Annotated in this window: 13 protein-coding genes; 5 read left to right on the top strand and 8 right to left on the bottom strand. The window is 50.9% G+C overall.

Features of this window, described 5'->3' with window-relative positions; translation table 11 throughout:
• Positions 1-184: 184 nt before the first annotated feature.
• Positions 185-1,876, top strand: coding sequence for a glucuronoarabinoxylan endo-1,4-beta-xylanase XynC (gene xynC / locus A3844_RS03485; RefSeq protein ID WP_074106633.1), 1,692 nt, complete (start codon positions 185-187; stop codon positions 1,874-1,876).
• 179 nt (positions 1,877-2,055) lie between these two features.
• Here the strand turns inward: xynC and A3844_RS03480 are convergent, their stop codons facing one another.
• From A3844_RS03480 to A3844_RS03455, 5 genes are all read right to left on the bottom strand, one after another.
• Entirely contained in the window at positions 2,056-4,509 is a 2,454-nt protein-coding gene (locus A3844_RS03480) for an MMPL family transporter (RefSeq protein WP_074106632.1), read from the bottom strand.
• A gap of 28 nt (positions 4,510-4,537) precedes the next feature.
• Complete coding sequence (locus A3844_RS03475) at positions 4,538-5,155, bottom strand: TetR/AcrR family transcriptional regulator (protein ID WP_074106631.1); 618 nt, start codon at positions 5,153-5,155, stop codon at positions 4,538-4,540.
• Between the two features lie 261 nt (positions 5,156-5,416).
• A complete protein-coding gene (locus tag A3844_RS03465) occupies positions 5,417-6,088 on the bottom strand; it encodes a LutC/YkgG family protein (protein ID WP_074106629.1) in 672 nt (223 codons plus the stop codon).
• Positions 6,085-7,512 (bottom strand): LutB/LldF family L-lactate oxidation iron-sulfur protein, encoded by a 1,428-nt coding sequence (locus A3844_RS03460; protein ID WP_074106628.1) that lies wholly within the window; start codon positions 7,510-7,512, stop codon positions 6,085-6,087. The genes A3844_RS03465 and A3844_RS03460 overlap by 4 nt, the downstream gene beginning before the upstream one ends.
• Complete coding sequence (locus A3844_RS03455; RefSeq protein WP_074106627.1) at positions 7,509-8,258, bottom strand: (Fe-S)-binding protein; 750 nt, start codon at positions 8,256-8,258, stop codon at positions 7,509-7,511. The genes A3844_RS03460 and A3844_RS03455 overlap by 4 nt, the downstream gene beginning before the upstream one ends.
• 166 nt (positions 8,259-8,424) lie before the next feature.
• Between A3844_RS03455 and aldA the strand changes: the two genes are divergently transcribed.
• A complete protein-coding gene (aldA, locus tag A3844_RS03450) occupies positions 8,425-9,870 on the top strand; it encodes an aldehyde dehydrogenase (RefSeq protein WP_279629236.1) in 1,446 nt (481 codons plus the stop codon).
• Between the two features lie 194 nt (positions 9,871-10,064).
• Here aldA and A3844_RS03445 read toward each other — a convergent pair whose 3' ends face one another.
• The 3 genes from A3844_RS03445 to A3844_RS03435 form a co-directional block, all read right to left on the bottom strand.
• Complete coding sequence (locus A3844_RS03445; RefSeq protein ID WP_083606670.1) at positions 10,065-11,462, bottom strand: helix-turn-helix domain-containing protein; 1,398 nt, start codon at positions 11,460-11,462, stop codon at positions 10,065-10,067.
• A 183-nt stretch (positions 11,463-11,645) separates the two neighbouring features.
• Complete coding sequence (locus A3844_RS03440; RefSeq protein WP_074106626.1) at positions 11,646-12,614, bottom strand: bile acid:sodium symporter family protein; 969 nt, start codon at positions 12,612-12,614, stop codon at positions 11,646-11,648.
• Positions 12,615-12,647: 33 nt separating this feature from the next.
• Positions 12,648-13,307 carry a GntR family transcriptional regulator gene (locus tag A3844_RS03435; protein WP_074106625.1) on the bottom strand — a complete coding sequence of 220 codons (660 nt, stop codon included), beginning with the start codon at positions 13,305-13,307 and terminating at the stop codon, positions 12,648-12,650.
• A 187-nt stretch (positions 13,308-13,494) separates the two neighbouring features.
• On the opposite strand from A3844_RS03435, the gene uxuA reads away from it, so the two are divergent.
• Genes uxuA through uxaC form a run of 3 tightly spaced genes read left to right on the top strand, consistent with a single transcriptional unit; the run spans position 13,495 to position 17,613 of the window.
• Positions 13,495-14,571, top strand: coding sequence for a mannonate dehydratase (gene uxuA / locus A3844_RS03430; RefSeq protein WP_074085506.1), 1,077 nt, complete (start codon positions 13,495-13,497; stop codon positions 14,569-14,571).
• Positions 14,572-16,182, top strand: coding sequence for a mannitol dehydrogenase family protein (locus A3844_RS03425; protein WP_074106624.1), 1,611 nt, complete (start codon positions 14,572-14,574; stop codon positions 16,180-16,182). It begins immediately after the preceding gene.
• A gap of 18 nt (positions 16,183-16,200) precedes the next feature.
• Positions 16,201-17,613: a glucuronate isomerase gene (uxaC, locus tag A3844_RS03420; RefSeq protein WP_074106623.1), complete on the top strand. Its 1,413-nt coding sequence runs from the start codon at positions 16,201-16,203 to the stop codon at positions 17,611-17,613.
• The last annotated feature ends 1 nt before the right edge of the window (position 17,614 follow it).

Genomic DNA, 17,614 nt, shown 5'->3' with positions numbered 1-17,614 from the left:
TATAGTAGCGTTTATTTGCAAGGATTATACAGCAGATACTTATTATAATACAGGAAAAGGAAGCGCTTGCAAGTACTGTAAGAAGTATGGACAAGCTTAGGTGAGGTACGGCTGCCGCTTCGATCAGACAGGAGGTGACAAGAGCAGGGTTTGGCGGAAATTACACGATGAGGAGATGAGAAAAATGATTTCAGGGGTAAAAAAATCACTGTGTACATTATTGGCATGTATAACTGTGCTGTCGGTAATGATGGTACCTACGCCTCCTAAAGTTTCAGCAGCAAGCGATGTGACCGTTAATTTATCAGCAGAGAAACAAGTGATCCGCGGGTTTGGAGGCATTAACCTCCCGGCTTGGGCTGGAGATTTGACCGCAGCGCAAAGAGAAACGGCTTTTGGCAATGGACCGAACCAGTTAGGGTTTTCTGTCCTGCGAATCTATGTGGATGACAATAAAAATAACTGGTACAAAGAAGTGGAAACTGCAAAATCTGCAGTCGCACACGGAGCCATAGTTTTTGCTTCGCCCTGGAATCCTCCCGGTGATATGACGGAGACCTTCAATCACAACGGCGATACGTCCGCCAAACGGCTCAGGTACGATAAGTACGCCGCGTATGCGCAGCATCTGAACGATTTCGTTACGTATATGAAGAATAACGGTGTGGATCTTTATGCGATTTCTGTTCAAAATGAACCGGATTATGCACATACCTGGACCTGGTGGACTCCAGCAGAAATGCTTACTTTTATGAAAAATAATGCGGGGTCGATTAACTGCCGGGTTATAGCACCTGAGTCGTTCTCTTATTTGAAGAATATGTCGGACCCTATCCTGAATGATTCACAGGCACTTGCCAATATGGATATTCTGGGTACGCACACATATGGCACTTCGTTTAGTGACTTTCCTTATCCGCTTTTCAAACAAAAAGGAGCAGGGAAAGAGCTCTGGATGACGGAAGTGTATTATCCCAACAGTGACAATAACTCTGCGAACCGCTGGCCTGAGGCACTGGAAGTTGCTTATCATATGCACAATGCTATGGTAGAGGCTGACTTCCAGGCATATGTATGGTGGTACATCCGTAGACAGTACGGTCCGATGAATGAGGATGGTACGATCAGTAAGCGCGGGGATAGCATGGCTCAGTTCTCCAAATTCATCCGTCCTGGATATGTAAGAGTTGACGCCACAAAGAATCCAAATACGAACGTCTACATTTCAGCATACAAAGGCGACAACAAAGCTGTCATTGTTGCCATTAACAAAAGCACTTCAGCTGTAAGCCAAAACTTTGTGCTGCAGAATGGTACGGTATCGAGCGTATCCACATGGATCACGGACGCCAGCCGAAAAGTTACCTCCGGAGCATCCGTGAATGTGTCGAACCGTTCCTTTACAGCCCAGCTCCCCGCCCAAAGTGTGACCACCTTTGTAGCTGTACTCGGAAACGACAGTGGTACAGACACTGGCACCACTTATGAAGCTGAAACAGGCACAACATTAACGAATGCCGCGGCAGAAACTACCAATTCGGGCTATACCGGTACCGGGTACGTTAACTTCAATGCCTCAACCGATGCCTCCATTCAGTGGAGCAGCGTCTACTGTGCTATTGCAGGGAACAAAAATGTAAAATTTCGCTATGCACTGGAAACAGGCACAAGAAACCTGGATGTGTATGTGAACGGAAGCAAGGTCATTAGCAATACCGCCTTTGCAGCAACCGGCAGTTGGTCAACCTGGGGAGGAAAAACCATTCAGGTTCCCATGAATACCGGAACCAATACGGTTAAAGTGGTGACTACCGGTACGGAAGGACCGAATGTGGACAGTATTAATGTGTCGGCCCAGGAATTCACGAATGAGTAGCTAACCTGACTCTGGTACTACAGACCTTCCTGACTGAGTCTTGATCATATCAGTGATTGGAACAACGTTTCGTTCGGGAGCGTCTTCACCTATCCGACTCCAAAAAAAACACGGGGTGCAGTTCAAAGCCATTACACGGCTTATGAACTGCACCCCGTTGCTTGAGCATTTTTATATAATCAAGAGGATCTGTCGCTCTCGGCATGGAGCTTGGCGATCAGCTTATCCCCTTCGACGTCGAGGTTCGGAAGCAGACGGTCCAGCCATTGTGGAAGCCACCAGGCCTTGTCGCCGAAGACCGCCATAACGGCCGGAACGAGTGTCATACGAATGATGAAGGCATCGATCAGGATGCCGAAGGCCAGCGCGAAGCCGATCTGTTTGATCATCGCGTCAGGTGCAAAGATGAAGCCGGCAAAGACGGAAACCATGATTACACCTGCGGCCAGCACAACGCGGCTGGCGAGATCGTAGCCGTGAACTACGCTATCGTTGCCATGGCGTCCGTGGACGTAAGCCTCGCGCATGGAGCTGACCAGGAATACCTGATAATCCATCGCCAGCCCGTACAGAATACCGGTGACCAGAATCGGCATAAAGCTGAGCAGCGGTCCTCCCGTGTCAAAACCAAACAGGGAGTGCAGCCATCCCCACTGGTAGACCGCTGTAGTCAGGCCGAAGGTAGCGAGGACGCTGAGAATAAAGCCGACCGTTGCTTTGACCGGAACAATGACCGACCGGAAAACGAGCAGCAGGATGATCAGGGACAGGATCACAATGATGCCGATATACAGAGGGAAGGCGTCGGAAAGCTTGGAAGACATATCGATGTTGATGGCGGTGAAGCCGGTCACACCAAGCGTTATATTATTCCCGGAGGCGAGAGTGGAAGCTGGATCGCGCAGATCCTGCACCAGATTCCTTGTCTCCGTATCCGTAGGGCCGGTTTTCGGGATCAGACTGATAATGGCGATATTTCCGGTCGCGTTGACGCCCATTGGGGACACCAGCGTAACGTTATCATGCATTTGCAGCTCCTGAACCAGCTTGCCCAGCGTCTGCATTGAAATTTTATCGGACGGGTTCTTCGGTTCAGCCACTAGGAGCAGCGGTCCGTTGAAGCCCTCGCCGAAGCCTTTGGAGATGATGTCATAGCTTTGGCGAGCTGGAGTGTCCAGGTTGGCTGAAGCGCCGGACGGAATGCCCAGCTCCATTTTCGTTACCGGAATTGCCGCTGTTCCAAGAACCAGAATCACCAGAATAATGATGACCCAGCGGTATTTCACTGTAGTGTTTGCCCAGCGGTGGGAGAATTTGTGGCTGGCTTTATTTCCGGAAGCCGTGCTTTTTGCGCGGGCTTTGGCGGTGCAGATCTTTTCACCGACCAGACCGAGCAGCGCAGGCAGCAGGGTTAGCGCCAGCAGGACGTTGATCAGAACACTGGCAGCAGCAACGAGAGCCATGGTCGACAAGAAACCGATACCGATGACCAGCATGCCGCACAGGGCGATAATAACAGTCAGGCCGGCGAAGAATACGGCGCTGCCGGCGGTGCCGAGTGCGCGGCTTGCCGCTTCACCCGCGCTTAACTTCTCATCAAGAATGAGCCGCCGCTGCCGGTTAACGATGAAGAGCGAGTAGTCAATACCGACCGCCAGACCGATCATAATAGCGAGTACCGGTGTAATGTCATTCATCTGGATTACACTGGAGAGGGCAAAAGCACCGCCGACACTGATACCGACGCCGAGGAGTGCGGTAATCAGCGGCAGACCGGCGGCAACGACAGAGCCCAGCGTCATGAAGAGTATAACCGCAGCGACGACTACGCCGACTGCTTCGGTCGAGCCGATAGCCGGTATACTCTTCAGTGAATCGCTCGGAATGGCTGTGATGCCGGAGCCTGCCTGTTCGACTTCAGTCACGGTCTTGATGATGTTATCCGGTACGGAAGATGGCAGTGACGTCTGTTGAACGGTGAACTGGAACTGGAACAGGGCGATGCTGCCGTCAGCGGACAGCATTACTCCGGGAACCGGAACGCCGTCAGCCATCAGCGGGCCGTAAGGAGCGGCCTGGGCAGCCGCGGCAGATTGCCCCGCCGCACCCGTCTGTCCGGCAGCAGCAGATGGGTCCGCCGCGGCAGATTGCCCCGCCGCACCCGTCTGTCCGGCAGCAGCAGATGGGTCCGCTGCGGCTGCTTGCCCCGCCGCGCCCGTCTGTCCGGCAGCAGCTGTTTGGCCTGCTGCCGCTGACGGGTCTGTACCCCCAGCTTGAGCAGCCGCAGCAGCTTGGGCGGCCAGTTCTACGGGGTTAATGATATAGTCCATACTGTAGACATCATGGATAGCTTTCTGGAGTAACGCTACCCGCTGGGGTGTGTCCAGACGTTCTCCGTCCGGTACGGTAAAAGCGACGCTCGCCTGGCCGCCGGCAGCGGCGGGAAGCTCTTTAGCCAGCATATCCAGCACTTTTTGCGATTCGGTACCTTCAATTTTCATTTCGGAGCTGGACTGTATGCCATTAACGCCTAACAAAGTGCCAACAACACCGAGAACGACGATCCAGGCTGCGAGGAAATACCACGGCTTGGAATAAGCCGATTTACCCAACCGATATAGAAAAGTAGACATGTGATGGTTTCTCCTTTTTATCTCTGTTTTAAAAGCCGTTGCGTAAATAAGCAAACATGGAATTCAAATACTGATCGAACGGCATGGCACCGGAGCGTTCATCCCCTGCTTCTCCCGGCAGCAGCACGTTCATCCGTCCGTCCAGTATGGGCACGAACGCTCCGTAGACTGCACCGGCAAGAAGATGGGTGTATCCGTCGGCATACCGCCCACGGGAGAAACGCTCTAGGACCTCCTGTGCAGCGATCTGCAAGCGGCGGAATACGCTGAGGATATATGGCTCCAGGGACGGATACTGATTGGCGAGCGATACGAATTGCCGTAATTTATGCAGGAACTCAGAGGTGAATTGCAGCTTAAGCAACTTGTACAAGGCATCCAGCGGAGTTGCGTCCGGAGGCAAGCCCGCGAACAGCATATTCTGATCCTCTTTCGAAGCGCTGCCCATAAAATACTCCGCTACCGCTTCCTCTTTGCACGAGAAGTAATTGGCAAACGTTCGCCGGGAGTAGCCGGCTTGCTGAACAATATCGTCGACGATAAAACCATCCATGCCTTGCTTCAGCGCCAGCTCAAAGGCCGCTTCAGCCAAGGCGTAGGCGGTGGCTTCCTTTTTTTTATCACGAAGTGTCGGGTTGGGGTTCAAGTTCCATGCGGCCTCCTTTCTTGAGACAGAACAGTCTGCGCTCTATGGTCTAAAATACATTATTGCACAATGGGCAAAATTGCACAATGAGCAACGAAAAAAGAACTTGAAAATAGATAGGGGTCATCATGGCGAAACCGCCTTGATTCACAAGACATTCCGCAATGATGAGCTAACATTCTCAAATTCACGTTACATAGTTTATAAGGATGGAGCCTGGCGGTTGGGACTTGGTACACAGCGGGAATTCAACTGGACCCACTAAATAAGCACATAGGTTGCTCTCAAGGGGCCGTGTACCCCGACAACGAGCTGCATTTCAATATCAGCGGAATTTGAAGGACCGGAGATGAAATTGATAGATGAACCCAGCGGCTCACCCGCCTCTATCCTACGGTTCAGATCTGCTGCAGCCTGGGTGGAGCGGAGCACGAGCCGCTTTTTTTCAATCACCGCAATATAGTGGGCGGGCAGAAAATGGAGGGAGCGCCCCTGATCCGGGCGGCTCTCCACAACAATCGTTCCTGACTCGGCTAGTGCGTAGTCAGCGAAGATAATTGCCGTATTGGCCGATTCGGAGCGCATAATATTCTGCTCTCTTCCAGCCGCTTCTTCCCAGACGAGTCCAGCCGCGAATTTCAACCCATACTCGGCAAACCGGGTATCCCCGGAAGTGATTACAGCCCCTCCGCCGTTGGTGTCGATCAGATCATTTAATGTTCTCTGTAAGATCTCCGGAGTCGATTCAATGAACTGCGTATGGATGAAGAAGCATTGCTCCTTAAGGATGTCTACCAATTCACCGGTTGTTAAACTGCTGGAATTGCCCGGCATCAGGTCCTGCATATCAGGACGCTGAACGTCATAGATTCTTTCCCGTCCCAGCTTGGACGCAATTGTATTCAGAAAAGAGTCCCTGTTCGATGCTGTCATTGATCCGAGCCTCCTTTGCGTTGTTCAAGCCAGACCCGGAAGCTGTCCCGCTGCCTGACCGGCTGGCTTAGATCACGGGTATTGATCCAGCCGCGGATGAGTCCCGGTCCTCTCACAATGCGGCCATGTCTGCTGATCAATCGGCTTGCGGGGTTCGCAAACCGCAGCGCTTTGCCGAATAAAGCCTGGGAAGACAGCAGCCTTCCTGCCGTCTTCATCTGGAGTCTTTCCGCGGCACCGGTGCGATGCTCCTTCACGATTTTTTGACGGTGCAGGATCAACTGCTCATGCAGCGGAATTTTGACCGGACAGACATCCGTACAAGCACCACACAGACTGGAGGCAAAAGGCAGCTCTTTATAGTCATCGTATCCGCCCAGCAGCGGAGTGATTACCGCTCCGATCGGACCCGGATAAATGGACCCGTAGGCATGCCCGCCAATATGACGGTAGACAGGGCATACATTAAGACAGGCACCGCAGCGGATACATTGCAGGGCTTCACCAAACTCGCTTCCGAGAATATCGGACCGTCCGTTGTCCACTACAACTAAATGGAACTCTTCCGGGCCATCAGTCTCCCCCGCTGCCGAGGGTCCCATCACCGTGATATAGCTGGTCAATTTTTGCCCTACCGCGCTCCGACAGAGCAGATTATCCAGAACCTCCATCTCTTCAAGCGTCGGCACAATTCGTTCCATGCCCATTACCGCGATATGTGTTTTCGGTATGGCGGCTGTGAGATCACCGTTGCCTTCATTGGTCACCAGATTAATGGCTCCCAGGTTAGCGATAGCAAAGTTGCAGCCTGTGATCCCGACATCCGCCTCCAGAAACTTCTGCCGCAGGACCGTCCGGGCAAAACGGGCGAGGTTCTCGGGAGTATCATCGCCGGTATATCCAAGTTTCTCTGTGAACACTCTGCTAATCTGTGTCCGGTCTTTATGCAGCGCAGGGGCTACAATATGCGAAGGCGGGTCCCAATCATCCATTTGGAGGATGTATTCACCCAGATCGGTCTCGATCAGCTCACAGCCGGCCTCCATCAGAACACGGTTCATTTCAATTTCCTCGGTGACCATCGATTTGGATTTGACGATTTTTTTAGCTTTTTTTTGTACGATGATGTCCCGGATATAGCTGCTTGCTTCCTCTTTGGTTTTGGCAAAATAGACATGCCCGCCCTTATCCTCAACGTTAATGGCCAATTGCTCCAGGTAATAATCCAGATGCTTCAGCGTATGCTGGCGGATTTGCTGGCCGAGGGTACGCCATTGTTCCCAATCCCCGAGAGCGGTGGCGGCGGACAGGCGCCTGGTCTTCAAGCTATCCTGCGCTGAACCTACTGCGCTCCTCATGAATAGGTCATCAAGGCCATCTGAAGTGCGTGTGTTGAAATCCCGTTTATCCGTTTGCAGGCTCAAGTCTGGTTTCCTCCTCTGGCAACAGCAGCATGGCTATGGTTCAGCACTTCTGCAATATGCATGATCTTTACGGGTTCGCCCTTGCGGGATAGGCGTCCGCCGATGTTGAGCAGGCAGCCCATATCTGAACTGATCAGAATATCCGCTCCGGTTTCCACCACACAGCCGCATTTTTCATCGACCATTTGCCCGGAGATTTCCGGCATTTTCACTGAAAAGGTTCCGCCAAAGCCACAGCAATTATCGCTGTTCTTGAGCGGTTCCAGCTGGAGTCCCTTTACTTGTTCAAGTAACAGGAAGGGGGTTTCCCGTTCGCACAGCAGTCTTGTCATATGGCAGGAACGGTGGTAGGTGGCAGTTCCGTCCAGCCTTGCACCCACATCAGTGATGCCAAGCACCCGTACGATGAACTGCGTAAACTCATAAGCTTTCTCTTTTATAGCAACCGCTTTCAATTCCCACTGTGGATCACCTTTGAAAATTTTCGGGTACTCATGGAACATAGCGATACAAGAGCCGGACGGACCTACGACATAATCCGAGTGTTCAAAGGCAAGCATCATGTTCTTCATGGCAAGCTTGGAATCCTCCAGATAACCGCTGTTATAAGTGGGTTGACCGCAGCACACCTGCGAGGCCGGAAAATCAATTTCACAGCCCAGCCTTTCGAGAACTTCAACCATAGCCATTCCGACATTCGGGGTAATGAGGTCTACTAAACAAGTGGAAAATATACTGACTTTCATTCCTGCCCCTCCAATCATAACCTTCGTGATAATAGCTTAACTCAAAAAGTCAATGAAAAACAACACAAAAACAAATAATAAATGTGAATGTTGTTGACAAAAAATAATGATAACGTTTACACTATGGTAGGGCAAATGGAACAATCTACCTTAAGGGGGAGAAACAGTGGAAAAGCATTTGATGTACATCAACGGCCAATTTACCGAATCTGAAAGCAAAGAGTGGATGGATGTAACTAATCCGGCAACAGATGAAGTCATTTCACAGGTTCCCAAAGCTACAGGGAATGATGTCGTGCGTGCTATCCTTGCAGCGGATGAGGCCCAGACTGCCTGGGAAGAAACCCCTGCGGTGGAGAGAGGGAAGTATCTTCATGCCATTGCCGAGGGGATTCGGGCGGAAGCGGATACCCTTGCCAGACTGATCTCCGAGGAGGTAGGCAAGACACTGGAATTGTCCACGGTAGAGGTTAACTTCACAGCGGACTATATGGATTATATGGCAGAATGGGCACGCCGCTATGAAGGGGAAATTGTTCAGAGTGACCGTGATAATGAGAATATTTTTGTGTTCAAACGGGCGATTGGGGTAACTACCGGCATTCTGCCCTGGAATTTTCCATTCTTTTTGATTGCCAGAAAAATGGCCCCTGCGCTCATTACCGGCAACACGATTGTAGTCAAGCCCAGCGCCGAATCTCCGAACAATGCGGTGGCCTTTGCCAAAATTGTCGACAAATCCGGTCTTCCCCAAGGGGTATTCAACCTTGTCACGGGCAGAGGCGCAGAGGTCGGTAATGAATTGGCCAGCAACCCTAAAGTCGGGATGGTCAGTCTTACCGGCAGCGTGCCGGCCGGACAAAAGGTGATGCAGGCGGCTGCCGAGAATATCATCAAGGTCAGTCTGGAGCTGGGCGGCAAGGCCCCTGCCATTGTTATGGACGATGCCGACCTGGATTTGGCCATCCGGGCGATTGTGGCTTCCCGGGTGATCAATACCGGGCAGGTCTGCAACTGTGCGGAGCGGGTCTACGTGCATGAGAAGATCAAAGACGAATTCACCACCCGTCTGGTTGAAGCCATGAAAGCGGTGAAGTATGGCGATCCGCTGAAAGACAAGGATATTCAAATGGGCCCGTTGATTAACAAGGCGGCGCAGGAATCCGTACAGCAAAAGGTAGACCGCGCCGTAGAAGAGGGGGCTGAAATCGCCCTTGGCGGTAAAAAAATTGAGGGTGCAGGCAGCTTTTTTGAGCCAACGGTCATTACCGGTGCCACCAATGAAATGGAGATCGTGCAAGAGGAAATCTTCGGCCCGGTCATTCCGGTCATTTCATTCTCGAACCTGGATGAAGCGATCGCGCTTGCCAATGACAGTGAGTTCGGTTTGACCTCTTCTCTGTATACCCGGAATCTGAACGTTGCCATGAAAGTCATCAAGCGTCTCAAATACGGGGAAACCTATATTAACCGGGAGAACTTTGAAGCCATGCAAGGCTTCCATGCAGGCTGGAGAAAATCCGGCATCGGCGGCGCAGACGGCAAACATGGCCTGAACGAATATCTGCAAACGCATGTTGTCTATCTTCAGTACGATAAGTCGGTGAATTAAAACGGGCTTCAACATAAAGACCGCAAGTCTATCTTAAGCAGATAGGGCTTGCGGTCTTTGTGTGATGCGAGGCGTTCAGGAGGGAGAATCAGTCGCCACCTGCACCGTGTCCCATAATTTCAATTAACATTTGAGTATTATTGTTTACTGCTGGGTCAATGGTAAACACAGGTACAATAATTGCGACAGCCAGGCTACACGAAGCTAGAAGTACGATAAGTTTTCTTTTCATTTAAGACCTGCACCTTTCTAATTAGAAGTTTGTACTGCTCTTTTTCTTCTTCATCTGTTTGATGCCGGTGTTGTTCAAATAGATCAACACATTTGATGACATTACTATCGTTATTGATTCTAGCAGATGATTCCAAACTTTGAAGGATCAAGGAAATCCCTTTCTTACGCTTGTTATGTAAATGATAGACTGCTAATTCAATGAGAAATCGAGCGTATTGATCCTCCATAACCTGCTGATTGTATTCGCCGAATTCTGTTAGGTTTGTCCGGTAAGGAATATAGGCGGCAAACCGTTCAAGAATATGATCGACATTCCAATCATAGCGGTTAGCCGATATGATGATATTATATAAAGCAAGAAAAATTTCATTTTTTTGAGGAGCAATATATTCCACATATTCTGGCAGTATTTCATGCTGCCCTGACATTAATCCATAGAGCATGGTATTCGCGGTGCCCCACTCCTGATACTGGGCTACAGTCCTCTTGGCATCTTCATCGTCTTCTTGTACCCAGCTTCCATCCATATAGCGAGCTACGAATTGAAGTGCCGACTTGTAGTCCCTGTTCTCCTCGTAGACAGTTGCACGCATCAGATGCGAGTAGAGGATGTAGCGATAGAGTGGTTTAACAGGTTTTTTCTCGTTACTCTGTTTGCGGTTAGAGTGCTGCTGAAGGTGATAACGAAGAGTGGCTAACCGGAGCATTTCCTGCGAGAGTTCATCCACTTTTTGCCACTTGTGAAGAGAATAATAAACATTGATCAAGTGGTTCAACCCATCCAATTGATCCGCTTCATCCAGCCGGTCCACATAACATTCAAAGAGTAGAGCCGCCTGCAGATTAAGAGTCTGATCGTCTCCCAAGGCAATCCGAAACAAGCGGAACTGACATACCGCGAGCCGCTCGGAATTCTGATATTTCTCACTTACACTCACATTCTTATACAACAAACCAGCAGCTTGCCACTGCCCCTGCTCGAACAGCCCTTCTGCTACTTCAAACAGCATGGGCGCATAGGTCAGATTCTCAAGCAGATGATGAACTACCTGTTCAATACAGTCAAGGCGGTCCAATGCCGCTGAACGCAAAATAAATGGCCGCAACCGCCGCCAGGTCGGTGGTGAATGATAGAAGCATTCGTCCACATACAGGCTGAAGAAATGGTCCTCCGGTAATTGCATTCCTTTGGTGATACGCTCCAGGTGATTCATGGCAATCGGCTGTTGACTGTTAAGCACCCGGCTGAGCGTTCCTGAATTAATGCCGGATTGACTCGCAAATTGATTAATGGACATTGCCTGCTTCGACAGATACACCGTTAAATGATCGCGAATCGTGGATGTAGTAGGGACCAAGGAAGCACCACCTGACTGAATTCCAGTAATTTGAATTTATTTATAGGTGTAATAATATGTGACAATATTCCAATGGTCAATAGTGCAGATTAGGAGAAACAGTGAACATGAGAATGGGAATATAAGGTGCCTCTGTGCCTGATTATAGATGTTAATGGGGAGAATTAACAACTGAGCCAAAACCTATGCAGCAGTGGTCTGATCAGCAGAATTCCTGACCTTGGTGCGGTGACTGAGCAGAAACCCTGCGAGTGAAGCCAGCAGCTGCTGGAACACCATGCCGAGCACGACGGGGACAGCCACCGGAGCGGGGAAATAGGACACTGCCAGCACAGCGCCGGCGCTGATATTGCGCATGCCTCCATTGAAGATAAGGGCGACCTCGTCTGCTTCATTCCAGCGCAAAACCCTCGCCGTGAGAAAGCACAGCATGTAACCGGTGGAAGCCATAAGCACAATGACGAAGGCCAGGCCAACCAGATGCAGATTGATGTCCGCCAAGTAAGGGGAAATCACAGACCCGTTAATGATGATAACCACTGCCATGAAGAGCTTGGAGACTGGATTCAGCCGCGGACTCCACACGGGCGCAATAGTGCCCTTGGTCCATTCATTAAGCACCATGCCCGCCAGTGAAGGGACAACAATCATCCAGAACAGACTGCTCATCATTGCGCCCGCGTCAAGTTCTACGCTAGTTCCAATCAGCAATGACAATACGCCCGGTACGATAAAAGGAGACAGCATAGTGTCGATCAGAATGATGGACAGAGTGAGTGCAGTATTTCCTTTGTAAATGCTAACCCAGATGAAGCTGCTTACCCCCGTTGGAATGACTGCGGCAAGTACAAGGCCTGTGATTGTAAATTCATCCGTGTGATACAGCACATTCCCGATCCCTGCGGCAAACAGCGGCATGGCAATGTGCAGAATGAATAAACAGGCGAACAGGGGCAGCGGTTTTTTGAGTACGTTCACGAAATCTTTGAATCCGAGACTGATGCTTCCGGCAAACGTCATAAAAGCGAACAGCCAGGGAGCCAGATAGGTATAAGAGGAAAGTGAGCTTCCACAGAGTACTCCGGTCAAGACACTGAGCGGAGTGATTAGCGGCATCATTCGGTTAAGCGTCCGGTTCACAGCAAGAAGCATCGTATGACATCCTTTTAAAATAAGTTGTTACTATTATACACCCTTTGATAAATATTCTGAGAAGTTCTCCTGGAAGTCCAGCGAATGGATATCTTCCCGGAGATGATGGTGGATCAGCGGGCCGATCTTCTCTGTCTCCTTGTGTACCAGAAGCTCAAGAAGGGTCTGGTGCTCCTTCCAGATTCCCTCCAGCTTCTCGGTCTTCAGCATATGCAGCCTGCGGTAGCGGAGGTAGTGCACATTGGACTGCTGAATCAAATTCCATAGAAACTCACGTCCGGCAAGCCGGTACATCGCCCGGTGGAACGCATCATCCAGATTCAGAAAGGAATCGATGTCGTTTTCTTTTCCAATGACCTCTTTTTGCCTCTCCAGAATTTCTTTAAGCTCATGCAGTCCTGTCAGCAAAAGCTGTGAAGAGAGATCCTTAAGAATTTCTTTCTCCAGTGTGCTGCGCAGATAAGTGATCTGTTCAACGGATTCAAGATCTATGTAGGACACCATATTCCCCTTTTTGGGATAAATATCGGTATAGGATTCCAGTGCAAGCTGTTTCAGTACATCACGCAGCGGCGTCCGCGAAATCTGAAAACGTTCGGAAAGGGCGGTTTCACTCAGAATGGTGCCCGGCTTCAGGGAAAGGGTAAGAATCTCGTGCTTCAGTGTATTCATGATTTCAGCTTTGATCGACATATCTCTTCCTGCTTTCAATAGTTAATGAAGGATAACACTAGTATACATGATGTTCGGAAATAATAAACGTTAATGTGCTTATATACTCTTGATTATATTGTGTTGACAACAGATGGTTCTTATCTTATGATCAAGAAAATCTTGTATACAAGATTAGTGAGAATGACAACCATAGGAGGGTATATCAATGAACATGACGTGGAGATGGTATGGTGAGGGCAATGACAATATCACGCTTGACCATATCCGGCAGATTCCGGGGGTTATGGGTATCGTCTGGTCTTTGCATGAGAAAGTAGCCGGTGAAGTGTGGGAAATGCAGCGGATTCAGGAAGTCGCCGATCAAATCACCAGCAAGGGCTTCAGCACGGCTGTGGTGGAGAGTGTCAACGTTCATGATGATATCAAAATCGGCTTGCCGAGCCGTGATAAATATATCGATATTTATATCGACACCATCCGCAAGCTGTCCAAAGTCGGCGTAAAGGTAATCTGCTATAATTTCATGCCGGTATTTGACTGGACCCGTACGGAGCTTTACAAGGAATTGCCTGACGGCTCTAATGCCCTCTTTTATGAAAAGGCTGCCATTACCGATAACCCGCGTGAGATGGTCGACCGGATTCTTAAAGGAGCCGGGAAGTTCACCATGCCGGGCTGGGAGCCTGAGCGTCTGGCGAAGCTGGATGAGCTGTTCGCAGCCTATGCGGATGTGACCGAAGATAAGCTGTTCGAGAACCTCAAGTATTTCCTGGAACGCATTATTCCGGTGTGTGAAGAAGTGGATATTAAAATGGCCATTCACCCTGATGATCCGGCCTGGCCGATCTTTGGGCTGCCGCGCATTATCCGCAACCGGGAGATGATCCGCCGCTTCTTGAAATTGGTGGACAGCCCGTACAATGGTCTGACCTTCTGCACAGGATCACTTGGCACGAATCCGGAGAACGATCTGCCGGCGATGATCCGCGAGTTCCATGACCGTATTCATTTTGCCCATATCCGCAATGTGAAGGTGTATGAGAATGGCGATTTCATTGAGGTGTCGCATCGCGGGCGTGACGGAAGCGTCGATGTGGCGGAGGTTGTCAAGGCTTACCATGAGAATGGTTATACCGGCTATGTCCGTCCGGACCACGGGCGTCATCTCTGGGGCGAAGAGAAAAACTGTCGTCCAGGCTATGGGCTCTACGATAGAGCGCTGGGTATCATGTATTTACTTGGCGTCTGGGACAGCCTGGACAACGTCAAGGGGGCGAAATAAATGCTGCGCCTGAACAGAAGCAGTATCCAAAGGGAAGAGGCGGCCTGGACCGCTGCGGGAGTAGAGCTGCCGCTGTTCGACTATGAGCAGGTGGCGAGGAATACGGCGCAGAAGCCAGAGTGGATTCATTTCGGTGCAGGCAATATCTTCCGGGGATTTGTAGCCAATGCCCACCAGAAGCTGCTGGATAGCGGTAAGGCGGATACAGGTATCATCGCGGCGGAAACCTTTGATTTTGAAATGATCGATAAGGTTTACAAGCCATTTGACAATCTGACTCTGCTGGTGCTGATGAATGCACGCGGCGGTTTTCAGAAAAGAATCGTCAGCAGCATTGTAGAGGGAATTGCAGCGGACAAGAGCCGTGAAGCAGATTCCCGCCGGCTCACGGAAGTGTTCGAGAACCCCAGCCTGCAAATGGCCAGCTTCACCATCACGGAGAAGGGCTACTCGCTCACGGGTCCAAACGGAAAGTATCTGGGTATCGTGGACAAGGACATCGAGGGCGGACCGGAGCAGCCGGTTCATGCCATGAGCATTGTGGCCTCTCTTGCATACAAGCGTTATTTGAAGGGTGCTTATCCGTTGACCTTTGTCAGCATGGACAACTGCTCCCATAACGGCGACAAGCTGAAGAACGGTGTGGTGACGATTGCCAGGGAATGGGCGGCTAAGGGTCTGGTTGAGGCAGGTTTCGTGGCTTATCTGGAGAACGAGCAACTGATTGCTTTCCCGCTGTCGATGATCGACAAAATCACACCGCGCCCTTCGGAATCGGTGCAGGCGGCGCTGCTGGAGCAGGGAATCGGCGGTATGGATGTAATCATTACCTCCAAGAATACCTATACTGCCCCCTTCGTCAACGCGGAGATCAGTGAATATCTGGTGATTGAAGACAAGTTCACGAACGGCCGCCCTCCACTTGAGGAAGCGGGTATTATTTTCACCGACCGGGATACGGTCAATAATGTGGAGACGATGAAGGTCACTACCTGCCTCAACCCGCTGCATACTGCGCTTGCTGTATCCGGCTGTCTGCTTGGTTATACCCTGATCGCGGATGAGATGAAGGATGATACCCTGCGGAAGTTCGTGGAGATTATCGGGTATAAGGAAGGTCTGCCGGTTGTTGTAGACCCGGGCATTCTCAGTCCGAAGCAGTTCCTGGACGAAGTGCTGACCGAGCGTTTCGCCAATCCGTTCATCCCCGATACGCCGCAGCGAATTGCGACCGATACCTCGCAGAAGGTGGGTATCCGGTTCGGAGAAACAATTAAATCATATATCCGCCGGGAGGATCTGGACCCCGCGCAGCTGACAGCCATTCCGCTGGCCATTGCGCTCTGGTGCCGTTATCTGCTTGGAGTGAATGATGAAGGCGAAGCCTTCACACTGAGTCCTGATCCGCTGCTGGAAACACTGCAGGGACATCTTCAAGGGGTTACCCTCGGAGACCGGGCCGCAAATGTGCGCCCGATTCTTGAAGATGAGCAGCTCTTTGGTGTCCCGCTCTATGCGATTGGCCTCGGAAGCAAGATTGAGGGCATGTTCCTGGAGATGCTTGCGGGTCCTGGAGCCGTGCGGGATACTTTGGAGAAGTATTTGAGATAAGGGGAGGGGAGCCTGACGATGAAGGCTTTTATTCATGAGGATTTTCTGCTGCAGTCAGAAGAAGCCCGGGTACTCTACCATGAGTATGCCGAAGCTTTGCCCATTATCGATTATCATTGCCACCTCGACCCGGGGGCAATCGCTGAGAATAAGCGGTTTGGCAGTATAACTGAAGTATGGCTGGGCGGAGATCATTACAAATGGCGGGCGCTCAGAACGTTCGGAGTTGAAGAGAAATATATTACAGGCAATGCTTCAGAAGAAGAGAAGTTTGCCAAGTGGAGCGAGGTGCTGCCTTATACCGTAGGCAACCCGTTGTATCACTGGTCGGCGCTGGAGCTGAAAGCTTACTTTGGCGTGGAGGAGCAGCTGAATCCGCAGAATTGGCGGCGGATTTATGACCACTGCAATCACTTGATTGCCCAGGACGGCTTCACGGCGCAAGGGCTGATTACCCGTTCCCGTGTGAAATGGATCTGTACAACGGATGATCCGGCTGACGATCTGCACTACCATGGGCAAATCGCCGGACAAAAGGAATTCCAGACCGGAGTCACACCGACCTTCAGGCCGGATAAAGCGCTGCAGATAGATTCGGATGCTTTTCCGGATTATGTGCGCAGTCTGGAGCAAGCTGTAGGCTATGCTATCACTTCTTATGCACTTATGGAACGCGCTTTGCTGGAGAGGATTGAATACTTCGACAAGCAGGGCTGCAAGGTCTCCGACCATGGATTCTCGCATCTTCCCTTTGCGGAGGCAGCGCCATCCGTTCTGGAAGCCATCTTCAGTAAACGCCTGAGCGGAGGAGCCTTAAGCCACCTGGAGTCGGATCAGTATGCAACAGCTTTGTTCCTGGCAATGGGGCGCAAATACGCTGCCTGCGGATGGGCGATGCAGCTGCATATCGGAGCGATCCGCAACCCGAATTCGCGCAGGTTTCGAGAGCTGGGGCCGGACACGGGCTTCGATACCATCGGGGATGGCAGCTACGCGGACAGCTTGTACAAGCTGCTCGACGGACTGGAACGGACCGGAGAGCTTCCGCGGACGATTCTATACAATCTGAATGCGGTACAGAATGATGTGCTGGCTGCTATGGCGGGTTCTTTTCAGGGGGACGGAATCAAGGGGAAGATCCAATTCGGCTCGGGCTGGTGGTATAACGACCAAAAGGACGGCATGCTTAAGCAATTGACATCGTTGTCGAATCTGGGTCTACTGAGCTGTTTTGTAGGGATGCTTACGGATTCCAGGTCCTTCCTGTCCTATACGCGGCATGAGTATTTCCGGCGGATTCTCTGCAATCTGGTCGGGGGCTGGGTCAAGAGCGGGGAAGCCCCAAGGGATCTGGTATTCCTCGGAGGTATCATTCAGGACATTTGCTATAATAACGCCGAGCGGTATTTCGGGTTTCCTCTGGCCAAGTAAC

The organism is Paenibacillus helianthi (genome assembly GCF_001909055.1).
GTDB lineage: Bacteria > Bacillota > Bacilli > Paenibacillales > Paenibacillaceae > Paenibacillus_AQ > Paenibacillus_AQ helianthi.
The sequence above is the reverse complement of the archived record's forward strand: the minus strand, read 5'-3'. Positions and strand labels throughout refer to the sequence as shown.

Excerpts from the sequence above, each read along its gene's own strand:
- uxuA (WP_074085506.1), top strand. The coding sequence starts at position 13,495 with ATGAACATGACGTGGAGATGGTATGGTGAGGGCAATGACAATATCACG.
- xynC (WP_074106633.1), top strand. The coding sequence starts at position 185 with ATGATTTCAGGGGTAAAAAAATCACTGTGTACATTATTGGCATGTATA.
- A3844_RS03455 (WP_074106627.1), bottom strand. The coding sequence starts at position 8,258 with ATGAAAGTCAGTATATTTTCCACTTGTTTAGTAGACCTCATTACCCCG.
- uxaC (WP_074106623.1), top strand. The coding sequence starts at position 16,201 with ATGAAGGCTTTTATTCATGAGGATTTTCTGCTGCAGTCAGAAGAAGCC.
- A3844_RS03435 (WP_074106625.1), bottom strand. The coding sequence starts at position 13,307 with ATGTCGATCAAAGCTGAAATCATGAATACACTGAAGCACGAGATTCTT.
- A3844_RS03425 (WP_074106624.1), top strand. The coding sequence starts at position 14,572 with ATGCTGCGCCTGAACAGAAGCAGTATCCAAAGGGAAGAGGCGGCCTGG.
- A3844_RS03480 (WP_074106632.1), bottom strand. The coding sequence starts at position 4,509 with ATGTCTACTTTTCTATATCGGTTGGGTAAATCGGCTTATTCCAAGCCG.
- A3844_RS03440 (WP_074106626.1), bottom strand. The coding sequence starts at position 12,614 with ATGCTTCTTGCTGTGAACCGGACGCTTAACCGAATGATGCCGCTAATC.
- A3844_RS03465 (WP_074106629.1), bottom strand. The coding sequence starts at position 6,088 with ATGACAGCATCGAACAGGGACTCTTTTCTGAATACAATTGCGTCCAAG.